The organism is Arthrobacter sp. SPT-J7 (genome assembly GCF_059089965.1).
This window is the reverse complement of sequence record NZ_JBNHFF010000004.1, coordinates 45,778-61,604: the sequence shown is the minus strand read 5'-3', so window position 1 is coordinate 61,604 and position 15,827 is coordinate 45,778. Positions and strand designations below refer to the sequence as shown.

Annotated in this window: 13 protein-coding genes; 10 read left to right on the top strand and 3 right to left on the bottom strand. The window is 67.3% G+C overall.

All coding sequences use genetic code 11. The features are described from left to right. Positions 1–81: 81 nt before the first annotated feature. Complete coding sequence (locus tag AC5RWX_RS07875; protein WP_494097200.1) at positions 82–573, top strand: MarR family winged helix-turn-helix transcriptional regulator; 492 nt, start codon at positions 82–84, stop codon at positions 571–573. A 113-nt stretch (positions 574–686) separates the two neighbouring features. On the opposite strand, the gene AC5RWX_RS07870 is transcribed toward AC5RWX_RS07875, so the two are convergent. Beyond that, complete coding sequence (locus AC5RWX_RS07870; RefSeq protein WP_494097199.1) at positions 687–3,866, bottom strand: S8 family serine peptidase; 3,180 nt, start codon at positions 3,864–3,866, stop codon at positions 687–689. A 335-nt stretch (positions 3,867–4,201) separates the two neighbouring features. Here AC5RWX_RS07870 and AC5RWX_RS07865 point away from each other — a divergent pair, with 335 nt between their 5' ends. The 3 genes from AC5RWX_RS07865 (at position 4,202) to AC5RWX_RS07855 (ending at position 6,467) form a co-directional block, all read left to right on the top strand. After that, positions 4,202–5,230: a 3-methyladenine DNA glycosylase gene (locus tag AC5RWX_RS07865; RefSeq protein ID WP_494097198.1), complete on the top strand. Its 1,029-nt coding sequence runs from the start codon at positions 4,202–4,204 to the stop codon at positions 5,228–5,230. Between the two features lie 248 nt (positions 5,231–5,478). After that, on the top strand, positions 5,479–5,820 hold the full coding sequence (locus AC5RWX_RS07860; protein WP_493945266.1) for an SSI family serine proteinase inhibitor: 342 nt from the start codon (positions 5,479–5,481) through the stop codon (positions 5,818–5,820). Between the two features lie 119 nt (positions 5,821–5,939). Then, on the top strand, positions 5,940–6,467 hold the full coding sequence (locus tag AC5RWX_RS07855) for a DUF3237 domain-containing protein (RefSeq protein ID WP_493942660.1): 528 nt from the start codon (positions 5,940–5,942) through the stop codon (positions 6,465–6,467). 34 nt (positions 6,468–6,501) lie between these two features. Here the strand turns inward: AC5RWX_RS07855 and AC5RWX_RS07850 are convergent, their stop codons facing one another. Further along, positions 6,502–6,669 (bottom strand): hypothetical protein, encoded by a 168-nt coding sequence (locus AC5RWX_RS07850; RefSeq protein ID WP_493942659.1) that lies wholly within the window; start codon positions 6,667–6,669, stop codon positions 6,502–6,504. Between the two features lie 223 nt (positions 6,670–6,892). Here AC5RWX_RS07850 and purS point away from each other — a divergent pair, with 223 nt between their 5' ends. Genes purS through purL form a run of 3 tightly spaced genes read left to right on the top strand, consistent with a single transcriptional unit; the run spans position 6,893 to position 10,412 of the window. Continuing rightward, positions 6,893–7,165 (top strand): phosphoribosylformylglycinamidine synthase subunit PurS, encoded by a 273-nt coding sequence (gene purS / locus AC5RWX_RS07845; RefSeq protein WP_493942420.1) that lies wholly within the window; start codon positions 6,893–6,895, stop codon positions 7,163–7,165. A 5-nt stretch (positions 7,166–7,170) separates the two neighbouring features. Then, entirely contained in the window at positions 7,171–7,968 is a 798-nt protein-coding gene (gene purQ / locus AC5RWX_RS07840) for a phosphoribosylformylglycinamidine synthase subunit PurQ (protein ID WP_494097197.1), read from the top strand. Then, the gene (gene purL / locus AC5RWX_RS07835; protein WP_494097196.1) at positions 7,968–10,412 is read left to right on the top strand and encodes a phosphoribosylformylglycinamidine synthase subunit PurL; all 2,445 of its coding nucleotides are present in this window, start codon (positions 7,968–7,970) and stop codon (positions 10,410–10,412) included. The genes purQ and purL overlap by 1 nt, the downstream gene beginning before the upstream one ends. 137 nt (positions 10,413–10,549) lie before the next feature. Here purL and AC5RWX_RS07830 read toward each other — a convergent pair whose 3' ends face one another. Continuing rightward, positions 10,550–11,122 carry a putative endonuclease domain-containing protein gene (locus tag AC5RWX_RS07830; RefSeq protein ID WP_493957594.1) on the bottom strand — a complete coding sequence of 191 codons (573 nt, stop codon included), beginning with the start codon at positions 11,120–11,122 and terminating at the stop codon, positions 10,550–10,552. Positions 11,123–11,868: 746 nt separating this feature from the next. Here AC5RWX_RS07830 and AC5RWX_RS07825 point away from each other — a divergent pair. The 3 genes from AC5RWX_RS07825 to AC5RWX_RS07815 are packed head-to-tail and all read left to right on the top strand — an operon-like array spanning position 11,869 to position 15,754. Beyond that, positions 11,869–12,546 (top strand): (2Fe-2S)-binding protein, encoded by a 678-nt coding sequence (locus tag AC5RWX_RS07825; protein WP_493942386.1) that lies wholly within the window; start codon positions 11,869–11,871, stop codon positions 12,544–12,546. Next, a complete protein-coding gene (locus tag AC5RWX_RS07820) occupies positions 12,543–13,676 on the top strand; it encodes an FAD binding domain-containing protein (protein WP_493957595.1) in 1,134 nt (377 codons plus the stop codon). The genes AC5RWX_RS07825 and AC5RWX_RS07820 overlap by 4 nt, the downstream gene beginning before the upstream one ends. Next, positions 13,673–15,754: a xanthine dehydrogenase family protein molybdopterin-binding subunit gene (locus AC5RWX_RS07815; protein WP_493957596.1), complete on the top strand. Its 2,082-nt coding sequence runs from the start codon at positions 13,673–13,675 to the stop codon at positions 15,752–15,754. The genes AC5RWX_RS07820 and AC5RWX_RS07815 overlap by 4 nt, the downstream gene beginning before the upstream one ends. The last annotated feature ends 73 nt before the right edge of the window (positions 15,755–15,827 follow it).

Below are 15,827 nucleotides of genomic sequence, written 5' to 3'. Positions count from 1 at the left end.
GTGCCCGATGGACTCCGCGGGCGTTCGTATCCATAATAGGGGACGAACAATTAGTGCACTAACCGACCGGGAGTGATAGCCGTGACAGCGGGAACAACTGAAGACCTGCTGCTGGAACACCAGCTGTGCTTCGCACTGTCGGTAGCCTCGCGGAGCGTGGTGGCTTCTTACAAGCCCGTGCTCGAGAAGCTGGGCATCACCCACCCGCAGTACCTGGTGATGCTGGCACTGTGGGAGCAGAGTCCGCGGATGGTCAAGGATCTGTCCGAAGCGCTGCAGCAGGACCCGGCCACGCTCTCCCCCATGCTCAAGCGGCTGGAGCAAGCCGGGCTGGTGACCCGGGAGCGGGCGGAAGGCAACGAGCGGGCGCTGGCCGTGGGCCTGACCGATGCCGGTGTTGCGCTGCGGGAGCAAGCACTGTCCGTGCCGGGAACCATGCTTTCGCGGCTGGGTCTGGAACGGGAGCAGCTGCGGGAACTGAACGCCTCGATGCATGCCCTGATCGCGGCGGCGCACAAAGCCGGAGTCGCGCCGCTCGAGCAGCAGGCCGTCGCCGGCCAGGACCAGGCCTGAAGGCCCGGGGCGAACGGATGTGCCCCCGCCGCTGACAGCGAAGGCGGCCGGTGGTTTAGCCCACCGGCCGCCTTCTTCATCTGCTCAGGGCCCGTTGCGCGGAACCTTTGGGCCTACCGTCCGGACCGCTGCTCCGGCTGCGGTGAGGCACCGCCGTCGACAATCACCGCGCCGACTTCAGCCGCAGGAGTCTGCGTCACGGCGCCGTCGCCGGAGACGTTGACGGTTACCGCGGTGGAGGCGCCGTCGCTGAACTTCACCAGGCCCACCCAGCTGCCTGGCTCCAAAGCGGACCAGCTTGCCTGCACCGTGCCAGTGTTGCCATTGCGCAGCTTCAGCGGATCCGGGCTGACCGTGAGGTTGCCGGCATCACCGCTGAGCGCCACCGTGTTGATGGTTCCCTTGCTGGCCTTGCCGTCCGGGCTGGAGTACAGGTGCGCAATCGCGTAGTACGTGCCCGGCGCCGGATTGTTGATCACCAACGACTCGCTGGCCGAAGCCGTGGCGGCAGAGATCACCTCGCCGGCAGGAGTGAAGACGTGCAGATCCCAATCCGCTCCGGAGTCCGCCGCGTTGATGGCGAACTGCGCCAGCGTTGCCCCTTCGGGCACGTTCTGCGGGGCGAAGCCGGTGCTGGCGTTGGAACCGAGTACCGCCGGCTGGCCGGGGGTCTTCTCCAACTGGCTGGCGTTGGCCTTGGCCAGGCCCTCAACCCCCAGTTCAATAGGCGAGTCGGTGCCCGAGGTGACCTTGAACGAGCCGGTGCCTTCGCCGGCGTCGGACGTGAAGGCCACGCTGGCCGGGGCCAGCGCAGTAACCGGCCGGACGGCGATGGGTGATGCAACCGCATGCTGGCTGCGGCCGCTGCCCTTGCCGTTGCCGCGCTTGCCCTCTTCCGTCCAGACCAGCGTGCCCATGGCGAATTCATCCAGCGGGGCATTCACGTTCCGGAAGCTGACCTTGAACTCGCGTTCCTGGCCGGGCTTCGTGAAGGTCAGCTTCTGCGGCGAGACCTTGACGGCCACACCCGGCAGGTCGACATCAACCGTGTAGGTGCCCGGCTCCAGCGCGGTGAGCGTGCGCTCGACGGTGACCTTGCCGGCCAGTTTCCCGAGCGCGAAGGACGGAACGTTAAGGTCCTTGGACTGGATGCTGTCCTTTTTCTTCAGCCCCAGGTCCAGCCCGGTGCCCTGGATGAAGCCCAGCCAGTCCTTGACGCCGGCGTCGTAGGCCAGGCCCGGGTCGCCCATCCGGGCTGTGTCCACGTGGCCGGCGCCGGTGGCGAAACGGTCTTTGTTCACCGAGCCGTCCTCGTTCACCAGCTCGCCGGCGGTGGTCATCATTGCCGACTTCACCGTGGCCGGGGACCACTGGGGGTTCTCGGCCAGCAGCAGCGCGCCGAGACCGGCGACGTGCGGGGCGGCCATCGAGGTACCGGACATGAAGCCGGTGGTCTCGCCGCCAAGGACCGGGGAAACCCCGGCCAGGACATTCACGCCCGGGGCGGCGAGGTCCGGCTTGAGCAGGTTCGAGTCCACCGCCATGGACGGACCACGCGAGGAGAACGCGGCGACCTGCGGGACCGGGCTCTGGGCCAGGCCGGTGGTGTCCTTGTTGCGCAGCGCAGCGGTCAGCGCCGGATCGGCAGCCACCTTGTCCTTGATGGACGGGTCGTCGATGTGGACGGTGGGCACCGCGTGCAGGTCCAGATCGAGCGATCCGGGCACCACGTTGACCAACACCATGCCGACGCCGCCGGCCTGCTTCACTGCCACGGACTTCTCGGCGCGCGGGTTCATACCGCGGTCGCAGACCACGATCTTGCCTTCAACCTTGGTCGGATCGAGCTTGCCCGGGTAGCACAGCCTCGCCTCGTCGGCGGTGGCGCCTGCCGCGCCGGCGACGGCGGACAGGACCAGGCTGGTCTGCGGAACCTCGCGGTTCATGATGGACGTGCCGCGGTACTTGGTGCCGTCGGAAAGTTCCACCGTGCCCTGCAGTTCGTTCGAGAACGTGCTGGCGGCCACCGTGGTCACCCACGGCGCGCTGTGGTTGACGGTGGCGGCGGCCGGGCCGGTGTTGCCGGCGGAGGCGGCCACGAAGATGCCCACCTCGGCCGCGCTCAGGAACGCCACGGACACCGGGTCCAGCACCGAGTTGTTGTTGCCGGAGATGGAGTAGTTAAGGACGTCCACGCCGTCCTTAATGGCCTGTTCGATCGCGTCCACCGAGGCGGAGGTGTAGCAGCCGCCGGTGGCCTCGTCGTTGTCCTCCCAGCAGATCTTGTAGACGGCCACCTTGGCGGCCGGCGCCACGCCGTTGCCGGTGCCAAAGTCGCGGCCGGCCACCGTCTGCGTCACGCCGGTGTTGCCGGCGGCGGTGCTGGCGGTGTGGGTGCCGTGGCTGGCGATGTCCAGCGGGGAGATGGACTCCTTCGCGTTCCGGTTTTCTGCCGGAACGGTCCGCAGGAAGTCATCGGCGTAGTAGCGGGCGCTGAGCACCTTGGAGTTGCATTCGGTGCCGTCGAAGCCGGAGCCCTCCTGGCCCGGCTGGCACTCACCCAGGAAGGTGCTGCCGTCTGCTTTAAGCATGGCGATCTTGCCGTCGGCGGTCAGGTACGGCTCGCCGACCTTGGCCTTGCCGCGCAGCGGCTTGACCTTCTCGCCGGCCAGGAAATCGCTCTCCGGGTAGTAGCCGGTGTCGATCACGCCGACCACGGTGCCCTTGCCGGCGTTTTCGGCGCCACCATACTGCTTGGCCCAGACGCCGTCGGGGCCGGGCAGGTTCAGGAAATCGGTGCTGGAGTAGTCGGGGTGGTGCTGCTCGTCCGGAGCCACTGCCACGACGCCGGGCTTCTTGGCCAGCTCCGCCGCTTGCAGTCCGGTCAGCTCGGCCACGAAGCCGTTTACCGCCGTCGTGAAGCTCTTCTGGATTTTCACACCCTCGGAGGCAGCGACGTCGTCCTGCTTGGTGGTCAGGTGCGCGCGGTACTTCTTGGCGTGGGCGGTGCTGTCGTCCAGCTTCTCGCCTTTGCCGGGCTTGGTGGCTCCGATGCCGGCCACGCCGCCTTCATAGGTCGCCAGCGGAGCGGAATCCAGCATCACAATGTAGCGGCCGTCCTCATAGATGGCCTGCTGTCCATCGGGGTTCGACGTGATGGTGCGCGGGAGATTGGCGGGTCCGGCCGCCGCCGGGCCGGCCAGCCCGGAGAGTATCAACGGTATCCCCAGTGCGAGTGCTGCGGCAGATCGCATTCCCTGCCGGCGCACAAAGCTGCTGCTTTGCTTGGTCATGAGAGGTAAAGCCTTTCATCCGGTGAGCCCGACCGCTTTGGTCCAACCCCAGGCGCAACCGAATGCCGTACCCGGCGCGGTGAACGGCCGCGCAGGATATTGGACGAACCGGCGTGCGAAGCCAGCCCCCTCCCCCAACTGTGACAACAGCCACATTTGGTGCACCTGTGAAACTAAAAGTACCGCAAGCGCTGATCTGAAAGAACTGTTTCAACTTTTTTGGGTGCGCCTTGTCCGATAGCGTCGCCGGGGCTTTTCGGCAGCAGCCGGCAGTGCTATAAGGGGTGGCCCTTCAACCGGTGCCAAACTGCCGCCGCTGCTGGGACAATGGAGCCATGGCGCAGCAGGTCCTCCTTGACCGGCCCCGGGTTCTTGCACCGGAGCACTGGCTGCCGCGCGCCCGGGCCCATGCCGAGCGGGCCTCGCGTTTCACCGAGCCGTACCTGCAGCGCCGCTCCGCCGGGCTGAAACACCCGGTGGAAGACTTCCTGTTCACCTACTACAGCCTCAAGCCGGGCCAACTGCTGCGCTGGCATCCGGGGGCGGGCGTGGTGTTGACCGGCGCCGAAGCCGGCGAGCGCCGGGGCTGGAAGTTCTACCGTGAACTGACCGCCGCCGAGTGCCGCTTGGCAGGCTTGCAGTACGACGGCGGTGCCGTCACCTTCGACGCGGACTCTTTCCTTACGGCGCGGGGAACCGCGGTGGCGTTCTCGCGGGAGATCCTGGCCGGTGCCGCAGCGCGGCCGGCGCGGTTCGGCTGCTTCGGGCTGCACGAGTGGGCGATGGCCTACAAGTCGCGGGTCAACGGCGTCCGGCACGACTATCTGGAACTGCGGCTCGGCGCCGAGGGAACGGACCACGTGGTGGAGGGCAGCCGAATCAACTGCTCGCACTTTGACGCCTTCCGGTTCTACACACCGCAGGCCGTTCCGCTGAACACGCTGCGGCCCACCCGCGAGAACCAGCGGCAACTGGAACAGCCCGGCTGCCTGCACGCCAACATGGACCTGTACAAGTGGGCGTACAAACTGGCCCCCGCACTGCCCAGCGAGCTGGTGATGGACTGCTTCGAGCTGTCCTGGCGGATCCGCGAACTGGACATGAAGGCCTCCCCGTACGACCTATCCGGCTGGGGCTACGAGCCGGTCCGGATCGAGACTACCGAAGGCCGGGCGCAGTATGTGGCAGCCCAGCGGGCCTTTGCCGCCGAGGCACAGGTGCTGCGCGGCAGGCTGCTGGCGGCGCTGGACCTGTTCGACGGCGGGGACGCGGGTTTCGTGGAGCGGTCCGGCGGGGCGGACGCGGGTAACGGGGAGCACCATGATGGGGCCTGCGACACTGGGAACATCAGAGCGGAGGAATGATCATGGCGGTCAGAGCAAGACGTTCGGCTCCGCGGCGGGCCACAGGGCTTCAAACTGCCGCGCTCATCATCGGCCTGCTCGCTGTACCGTCGCTCGCGGCCTGCAACCAGGGCAACCAACCGGCTCCCTCACCCGAGGTAACGACTCCTGCTTCCCCCGGGACTGGTTCCCCCGGAGGCCCTGCCACCGAGACCGGCAGGCCTGCCCCCTCAGGGTCGACCGCGCCGAACACCAAGGAAGGAACGTCCGTGGATGCCGATCTGACCATCGTGCTGACCTCCGCCGGCAGCGATTCCAAGCTGGAGCGGAAGCTGGTCTGCAAGGATAGCCAGCCAGTCGAGGGCTCTACCGTCCGCGACGCCGAGGCGGCGTGCGCCGCGCTGGCCAAATTCGGCGAGAAGGTCTTCTTCGAACTGCCGGACCGCAACCGCATTTGCACCCAGCAATACGGCGGGCCCCAACAGGCCCGGGTCACCGGCACGATCAGCGGCCGTCAGGTGGACAAGCAATTCTCCTTGACGGACGGCTGCAAGATCTCGGAGTGGAACAGCATGCACGCCCTGCTCGGCAGCCGCGCCGGCGAGGCCTGACCGGCGGGATCCGCTCCCGCCCCGCCCGCCCCTCTTCCCCTGCGTCCGCTATTCAGCACCCGGCCTTCTCAGCGCTGAAAAGGGAGGGTACTGAATAGTGGACGGGGTAGTCTCGGACCATGATCACGCAACCGTCCGGACCCGCCGTCGTGCCCGCCGCCGCGGCCTCCGATGCCTCGCCGGCAGTACCGTCCGCCCCGGGCCTGACGTTCCTAGCCAGCGTTGCCGTAGAAGTATCCGAACCGATAGAAGTCGGTGACACGGCCGAAGGCACCCGCCGCATCATCCCGATCACCGGCGGCACCGTTTCCGGCCCCAAGCTCAACGGTCGGGTGCTGGCCGGCGGCGCCGACTTCCAGCTGCTGCGCTCGCCCACCATGACCGAGCTCGAAGCAAAATACGCCATCGAGACCGACTCCGGCGAACGGATCTACATCAACAACTTCGGCATCCGGACCGGTTCGCCCGAAGACATCGCAGCGCTGGTGCGCAATGAGCCCGTCCCGCCGGAGCGCATTTACTTCCGCTGCTCGCCCCGTGCGTTGGCCGGCGGGCCGGAATGGAGCTGGCTGTCGTCCAGGATCCTCGTGGGCAGCGGCACCAGACTGCCCGCCCAGGTCCGGCTGGACATCTGGGTAGTCGACTAGGCGCTTGGTTGCCGACCAGGCCCCGGATACTTGGTCAGCGGCGGCCGCGCATGACGTCGCTCACTCTGCGGCTCAGGTCCTCGTGCGCGACACCCGCCGCCTGCCGGTCCTGGCGGACCTTCTGGATCACCATCCGACCCAGGCCGGCCAGCACGACGCCGGCCAGGATGGGCAACAGCATGGACTGCGGCTTGTCAGTCATGTCTTTCATGCTACGAGTCCGGCGGAACAACGGCACGGTGTTGGCCGCATTCGCCGTCGTCGTCGCATAAAATTTGCGCCCGCGAATGCCGGTAGAATGGATCCCGCAAGCTCGCGGAGCGCTGGTCAGCGTGAGACGGCACCAATTGTTGGACTGATACTGCACTAGATTCCGCGCGCCTCGCTTCGTTTGAAGAGCACAATCCAAGCACAGGAGTGGCCGGATGCCCCGGATCGTTGTTGATGTCATGCCCAAGCCCGAAATCCTTGATCCGCAGGGCAAAGCCATTGTCGGCGCATTAAACCGCCTGGGCCAAACCGGGTTCAGCGAGGTCCGCCAAGGCAAGCGCTTCGAACTGGTGGTCGACGGCGAAGTCACCCAGGAAATCCTGGACCAGGCCCGTCACGCCGCCACCACGCTGCTCTCCAACCCCGTGATCGAAGACGTCACGCGGGTGGAGGTCATTACCGAGGCGACCATCGGGGCCTCTGAATGAAACCGGTGGTCGACCAAGCGAGGAACGAGCGCGCGGAGACTCCCCTGATCGGCGACTTTTCCCCGGCGCCGGACGCCGGGCTCTCCGGTGCGCGCATCGGCGTCGTGACCTTCCCCGGCACCCTGGACGACCGCGATGCGGCCCGTGCGGTTCGGATTGCCGGCGGCACCGCCGTCAGCCTGTGGCACGGCGACCATGACCTGCAGGGCGTGGACGGCGTGATCATCCCCGGTGGCTTCTCATACGGCGACTACCTGCGCGCCGGCGCCATCTCCCGCTTCGCGCCGCTGATGGACCAGATTATCGACGGCGCCAACGGCGGCCTGCCGGTGCTGGGCATCTGCAACGGCTTCCAGGTGTTGACCGAGGCGCACCTGCTGCCCGGCTCGATGATCAAGAACAACCACCTGCATTTCCTCTGCCGCGACCAGCGGCTGCGGGTGGAAAACAACGCCACCGCCTGGACCAGCGAGTATGAAGCCGGCGCCGAGATCGTGGTGCCGCTGAAGAACCAGGACGGCCAGTACGTCGCGGACGAGAAGACACTGGACGAGCTGGAAGCGGAGAACCGCGTGGTGTTCCGCTACGTGGACGTGAACCCGAACGGCTCGCGGCGCGACATTGCCGGCATCAGCAACGCTGCCGGCAACGTGGTGGGCCTGATGCCGCACCCCGAGCACGCCGTGGAAGCCGGCTTCGGCCCCGATTCCTCCGCTTTCGGCGACGTCGCACTGCGCGGCGGCACCGACGGCCTCGGAATTTTCACCTCAGTTTTGACGAAGATTGTTGCAGGTGCCAAGTAATGACTAACAACAACCCGGTGGTCGACCAAGCGAGCGCCAGCGAGCGAGTGGAGACCGGCGCCGCCACCAGGCTGGAGACTCCGGCCGAGGCCCGCAATGAACACGTCCAAAGCTTCGGCCAGGCAGCCGACGCCGTCGAACGCGTCGAGGGTCGCCAGTTCAACATTGACACCGTGGAGCACGCCGCGCAGACCCCTGACACGGAGATGCCCTGGGCCGAGCTAGGTCTGAAGCGCAACGAGTTCGACGAGGTCGTCAAGGTGCTGGGCCGCCGTCCGACCGCGGCCGAGCTGGCCATGTACTCGGTGATGTGGTCCGAGCACTGCTCCTACAAGTCCTCGAAGGTCCACCTGCGCCAGTTCGGCGACAAGGTCACCGAGGACATGAAGAAGCACATGCTGGTAGGCATCGGCGAGAACGCCGGCGTGACCGACTTGGGTGACGGCTGGGCCGTGACCTTCAAGATCGAGTCGCACAACTCCCCGACCATGGTGGAGCCCTATCAGGGTGCCGCGACCGGCATCGGCGGCATCGTGCGCGACATCATTTCCATGGGCGCGCGTCCGGTGGCCGTGATGGACCCGCTGCGCTTCGGCGCGATCGACCATCCGGACACCGCCCGTGTGGTCCATGGGGCGGTCGCCGGCATCGGCGGCTACGGCAACTCGCTGGGCCTGCCGAACATCGGCGGCGAGGTGGTTTTCGACTCCGTCTATCAGGGCAACCCGCTGGTGAACGCTCTGGCCGTGGGCGTCATGCGCCACGAGGACATCCGGCTGGCCAACGCCTCCGGCAAGGGCAACAAGGTGGTGCTGTTCGGCGCACGCACCGGCGGCGACGGCATCGGCGGAGCCTCCATCCTGTCCTCGGAATCCTTCGACGACACCAAGCCCTCCAAGCGCCCCGCTGTCCAGGTCGGCGACCCGTTCGCGGAGAAGGTGCTGATCGAGTGCTGCCTGGAGCTGTTCAAGGATTCCCTGGTCGAGGGCATCCAGGACCTGGGCGCGGCCGGCATCTCCTGCGCCACCTCGGAACTTGCCTCCAACGGCGACGGCGGCATGGACGTTGAGCTGACTTCGGTGCTGCTGCGCGATCCGACCCTGACCCCGGGCGAAATCCTGATGTCCGAGTCGCAGGAACGCATGATGGCCGTGGTCTCCCCCGAGAACGTCGAAGCCTTCGAGGCGGTCATGGCCAAGTGGGCCGTGGAATACTCCTGGCTCGGCGAGGTCACCGACACCGGCCGCCTGGTGATCAAGTGGGACGGCGAAACCATTGTCGACGTCGACCCGCGCACCGTCGCCCACGACGGCCCGGTCTACAACCGCCCCTACGCCCGGCCGGAATGGCAAGACCAGCTCCAGGCAGACAGCTTCCGGGCCTCCGCCGCCGGTGCCGGCCTGCCGGCCAGCGCCGAGGACCTGAAGGCAGCCGTGCTGGAGCTGATGGCCTCGCCGAACATGTGCTCAAAGGACTGGGTGACCAACCAGTACGACCGCTACGTGGGCGGCAACACCGCCCTGGCCATGCCCGACGACGCCGGCGTGGTCCGGGTGGACGAGCAGACCGGCCTCGGGGTCGCCCTGGCCACCGACGCGAACGGCCGCTACACCTACCTGGATCCCTACCAGGGCGCGCAGTTGGCCTTGGCCGAGGCCTACCGGAACGTCGCCACAACGGGTGCCGTGCCGATGGCCGTGTCTGACTGCCTGAACTTCGGCTCCCCGGAAGACCCGGACGTTATGTGGCAGCTGGCCGAAGCGATCCGCGGCCTCTCCGACGGCTGCATGGAACTGGGCGTCCCGGTCACCGGCGGCAACGTGTCCCTCTACAACCAGACCGGCTCCACGCCGATCCACCCGACGCCGGTGGTCGCCATGCTCGGCAAGTTCGACGACGTCGCCCGCCGCACGCCGTCGGGCTGGCGCGAGGACGGCCAGGCGATCTACCTGATGGGCACCACCCGCGACGAGCTGGACGGCTCCGAATGGGCCAACCTGCGCGGACACCTGGGCGGCAAGCCGCCGGCAGTGGACCTGGCGGCGGAGAAGCTGTTGGGTGAACTGCTGATCAACGCCTCCCGCGACGGCATGATCGACGCCGCGCATGACGTCTCCGAAGGCGGCCTGGCCGCTGCCCTGTCCGAGATGGCCCTGCGCTTCGGCGTCGGTGCGCGAATCGGCCTCGGCGAGGTCTGCGAGCGCGACGGCGTGGACCTGTTCACGATGCTCTTCAGCGAGTCCCAGGCGCGCGCCGTTGTCTCGGTGGCGCGCAGCGAAGAGGTCCGTTTCAAGGACATGTGCGGCGCGCGCGGCTTCCCGTTCATGCGCATCGGCGTGGTGGATGCCGAGAACGGCGCACTGGACTTTCAGAGCGAATTCTCCGTGCCGCTGGCCGAACTGAAGGAAGCGCACGAAGGAACACTGCCGAAGTACTTCGGGTAATTCCCTCACGCTTCCCAGGCGGCGCTTCGCCCCCCTTTTGAATCCGCTGTGCAGATATGGCCCCTCCCCGCGCCGATGAGGGGCCATATCTGCGTCATCGTTGAGAGCGGACGTGGGAGTTACCTGTTCGGTGTGCCCTATTCCTTGCCCCAGCCCCGCTCCAGCAAAGCTTGGCGAACCTTGGCGATGGCCGCCTTCGCGCCATCGCGCATATCCGCCTTTGACACTCTCCGCTCAAGCCAGCCGAGAGCTGCCGCGTTCTCTGCCCGTCGGATATCACTAGCCAACTGCTCGGCCGTGCGGTGATGGTCGCCCTCGTACTCAATCGCAATCTTGTACCGGCGGTACTGCATGTCCGGTTCGTGCCAGGCTATGCCGTGGTCATCCATCAGCGGCTGGTTCAACTCAGGTTCGGGCAGACCAGCGCCGAGGAGCGCAAGCCGCAAACGGGTCTCAGGTGCAGAATCTGCTCCGACTCGTATCAGTTCAACCGCTTCTCGGGCATGTGCAATCCCGCGCTTGCCCTTGTGCTCCGTGATGATGTCGCGCAAGTCGCTGATTTGAGCATAGGCCTCAAAGCGCGATTCAAATTTCGGCCGTGGAACGCGGACCAAATGATGGCCGATCACTACAAGGTCCTCCACGGAAGTTTCGGCTGCCAGGTCGAACCACGTTTTGACGCGTGAGGTGAGCCGGACGCCGTCGAGCATGACCACCTCACCCGGCACCAGCACCGCGCTATGGCCGATTACTCCCTTCCGGCGGACAGCGGTTGAGGTTGCCGGACGCGTGACATGGACGGATTCGTCAGCCTGCATGTGCCACGGCAATGGAAACCCCCACAGCCTTGCAGCGGTGACGTGCGATACCGCGGAGCCATCCGTTATCAGCGAGACGGCACGGACACGTTGGCCTGGGTCATTCCTTCCACAGCGGGTATTCGAATGCCTCGGCTGGGCCCATCAAAGCGTTTACCTCGAAGTTGTTTAAGGCTCAGCCCAGCAGACAGTCCCTCGTCCCTGAGGAATGATGACCCGGTGAGGCGGCGCGGCAGTGGATGGGGATTGGCCATGCCTTATCTTGGCCGACCTGCCGCTGTCCTGTGGGTACTTGTCCACAGCACCGGCCGTGACCGCCGGACTTTCCTTCGGACCAAACGACTTCGCAGATCTGGCCCACTTTCCGCCAGAACAGGGGCCATATCTGCGAAGTCATTGCCAGGACCGCTTGAACGCCATGAGCCGGCTGCGGAGATTCGCGTTGCGTCCATCCTCGGCGGGCGGCGAGGGGTTGTGGCACGGGATGGACTCTTATAAGTTGCCAGCAGCAAGGCCTGCTTCTCAAAATCGACTACTCAACAGGCGGCCTCCTGGGAGCTGGAAACGCCGCCTGTTGAACAATCGATGCCGGTGAGCAGCAGGATTCGGATGCAGGTCCCGGACGCCGGAGGTAGCGGATGGACGCCGAAATCTCACTGCAGGTGGACGGCCGCGCCACCACGGTCACGCTGGACACGCGCACCACGCTGCTCGATGCACTGCGCGACCGGCTGGGCAACTACTCGCCCAAAAAGGGCTGCGATCACGGCCAGTGCGGGGCCTGCACGGTGCTGCTCAACGGGCGGCGGATCAACTCCTGCCTGGTCTTCGCGGTGGCTCAGGACGGGGCAAGCGTGGTCACCGCCGCCGGGCTCGCCTCGGAGGGCGAACTGCATCCGGTCCAGCAGGCGTTCCTGGACCAAGACGGGTTCCAGTGCGGCTACTGCACCCCGGGACAGATCTGCTCCGCCGTCGGCATGTTGGACGAGGCCGCGCGCGGTGATCCCAGCTTCGTCACCCCCGGCCTGACTGATGGATCCATCCCGCCCGGGAGCCCGGAGGCCAGTGCAGACGGGCGGACGAACGGCTACCAGCCCACTGAGGCCCCCGAACTGCCCGACGACGAGATCCGCGAGCGAATGAGCGGGAACCTGTGCCGCTGCGGGGCTTACGTCAACATCGTGGCCGCCATCCGCCAGGCCCTTGAAGGCGACCAGGTCGGTGGCCACTCCGTCCGCCCCGCTACCGAATCGGCCATTCCGCAACCCGGCAACGGAATGAGCCAGCGTGCCGATGAAACGGGGCAGCCCGGATGAAGCCCTTCGACTACGCCCGCGCCGCCAGCGCGCCCGAGGCGGTCGCCGCCGTCGCCAACAATCCAAGAGCAGCCTTCCTGGCCGGCGGCACCAACCTGGTGGACCACATGAAGCTGGGCGTCGCCGCGCCTGAGCAATTGGTGGACATCTCGCAGCTGCCGCTGGACATGATCGAAAAGACCGACGACGGCGGCCTCCGGCTGGGCGCGACCGTCCCGAACAGCAACCTCGCCGCCCACCCGCTGGTCCGGCAGCACTACCCGGTGCTCTCGCAGGCGCTGCTCTCCGGTGCCTCGGGCCAGCTGCGCAATGCGGCGACCACCGGCGGCAACCTGCTCCAGCGCACCCGCTGCGTCTACTTCCAGGACGTCACCACCCCGTGCAACAAGCGCAACCCCGGTTCCGGCTGCTCGGCGCTGGAGGGCTACACTCACTACCACGCCATCCTCGGCGCCTCGCTGGACTGCGTGGCCGTAAACCCTTCGGACATGGCGGTGGCGATGGCGGCGCTGAATGCCCGGGTGGAGATCCTGGGGCCGTCCGGCAACCGCACCGTAGGCCTGCACTCCTTCCACCGGCTTCCCGAAGATCAGCCGCAGCGAGACACGATTCTGCAGCACGGCGAGCTGATCACCGCGGTGGTGCTGCCCGCGCTGCCGGAAGGGACGCGCTCGGCCTACCGCAAGGTCCGCGACCGTGCGTCCTACGCCTTCGCCCTGGTGTCCGTGGCCGCGGTGGTGCGGCTGGAAGATCCCACGGACACGGACGACGGCGGCGCTCCGGCTTCCCCGCCGACGGTCGCCGACGTGCGGCTCGCGTTGGGCGGGGTCGCACACAAACCCTGGCGTGCCACCTTCGCCGAGGAGGCGCTGCGCGGACAGCCGGCCACCGAGGCAAAGTTCCGCCGGGCCATTGACGCCGAACTGCAGCACGCGGTCCCGCTGCCGGACAACGCCTTCAAGGTGCCGATGGTCCGCAACACCGTGGTGTCCGTGCTGCGGGATCTGTGCGGCCTGGACGAGGGCGGCGGCCGGACTGGAGACGCGAGTACCGGCCAAGGCGACCAGAGCGGCGGCCGAGACGGCAGCCGGACGCGGAGCCCGGCATCCGGCCGAGAGGACCGACCATGAGCGTGCGGCAGCCCGCGGCAACCGGACTGGACCTGGAACGGGTCGACGGACGGGCCAAGGTCCTCGGTCTGGCCCCCTATGCCTATGAGCACCCGACGGACAACCCCACCTATCTGTACCCCGTACAATCCACCATTGCCCGCGGCCGGATCGCGGCCATCGACACCGCCGCGGCCGAAACGATGGACGGCGTGGTCGCGGTGCTGACGCACCTGAATGCTCCGCGGCTGGCCAACACCGAGGACAAGGAACTGGCCGTGCTGCAATCCGACGAAGTGGGCTTCCGCGGGCAGTTCATTGCGGCCGTGGTGGCAAACTCACCGGAAGCGGCGCGCGAAGCGGCAGCCCACGTGCACGTGCAGTACCACCGGGAGCAGCACCACGCAGCGCTTCGCGCGGACGACGATGACCTTTACAAACCGGAAGTGATCAACGCCGGGCTCGAGACCGACACCCAGACGGGAGATCCGGACGCCGCCCTGGCGAGCGCCGCCGTCGTTGTTGACCGCACCTACACAACCCCGGCCGAGCACAACAATCCGATGGAGCCGCACACCACGGTGGCGCAATGGGACGGCGACCGGCTGCTGGTGTTCGACTCCACGCAGGCAGTGCACAACGCGCGCAAGACGCTGGCGCCGCTCTTCGATATGGAGGTGGAGCAGATCCGCGTGGTGGCGCCGCATGTGGGCGGTGGCTTCGGCTCCAAGGGGCTGCCACATGCGCACGTTGTGCTGACCGCGTTGGCCGCGAAAGTGACCGGCGGTCGGCCGGTCAAGTACGCGCTGACCCGGCAACAGATGTTCTTCCTGGCCGGCTACCGCACGCCGACCATCCAGCGGCTGCAGCTGGGCGCCAGTCCGGACGGGCGGATTTCCGTGCTGACGCACGACGTCGTGGAGCAGACGTCGGCGATCAAGGAATTCGCCGAGCAGACCGCCGGGATCTCGCGGATGATGTACGCGGCCGAGCACCGGCGCACCACCCACCGGCTGGCATCGCTGGATGTTCCGATCCCGTCCTGGATGCGGGCGCCGGGTGAGTGCCCTGGCTCGTTCGGCCTGGAAGTGGCCATGGACGAGCTGGCGGAGGCATGCGGGATTGACCCGATCGAGCTGCGCGTGCGGAACGAACCGGCCATCGATCCGGAGACGGGCAAGCCGTTCGCCAGCCGGCACCTATTGGCGTGCCTGCGCGAGGGGGCCCGCCGGTTCGGCTGGGAGCGGCGCAACCCGCACCCGGGAACGTCGCTGGCGGACGGCTGGCGGACCGGGATGGGCGTGGCAGCATCCACCTACCCGGCGCGGCGGCAGCCGGCGAACACCGCCCGCATCCGTTTCACCGGCGACGGGTTCTACGAGGTGCAGATCGGTGCCGTGGACCTGGGCACCGGTGCGTGGACGGCGCTGACCCAAATTGCTGCCGAGGCGCTGGAATGCGGCCCGGAACAGGTCCGGCTGCAGATCGGCGACACGGACCTGCCGGTGGCCACGGTTGCCGGCGGCTCCTCCGGAACGGCCAGTTGGGGCTCGGCGATCATCGGCGCGGCCCAGATGTTTCGCAAGGAGCACGGCGGATTTCCTGCCGCCGAGGACACGTCGGAGGGCGACGGCGAAAAAAACCCCGCCAGCAAGAATTACGCGCTGCATTCCTTTGGCGCCCAGTTCGCCGAGGTCCAGGTGCACGCGGAAACCGGCGAGGTCCGGGTGTCGCGGATGCTGGGGGTCTACTCCGCCGGCCGGATCATCAATCCGCGGACCGCGCGGTCCCAGTTCCTTGGCGGCATGACCATGGGCATCGGGATGGCGCTGCACGAGCAGAGCGTGATGGACGAGCGGTTCGGGATGATCGTGAATCACGACTTCGCCGAGTACCACGTGCCGTCCAACGCGGACATCCGGCAACTCGAGGCCTTCTGGCTGGAGGAAGTCGACGAGCACGCCGGCCCGCTGGGGGCCCGCGGGATCGGCGAGATCGGCATTGTTGGGGCGGCCGCAGCGATCGCCAATGCGGCCTACAACGCCACCGGCATCCGCGTCCGGGACCTGCCGCTGACCGCGGACAAGTTCCTGGTCTAGTCGCCGCCCCGGTGGTCGACTAAGGCCGCTTGCGCCTCGGTTGGTCGACTAAGGCCGCCCGCGCCCTCGGTCG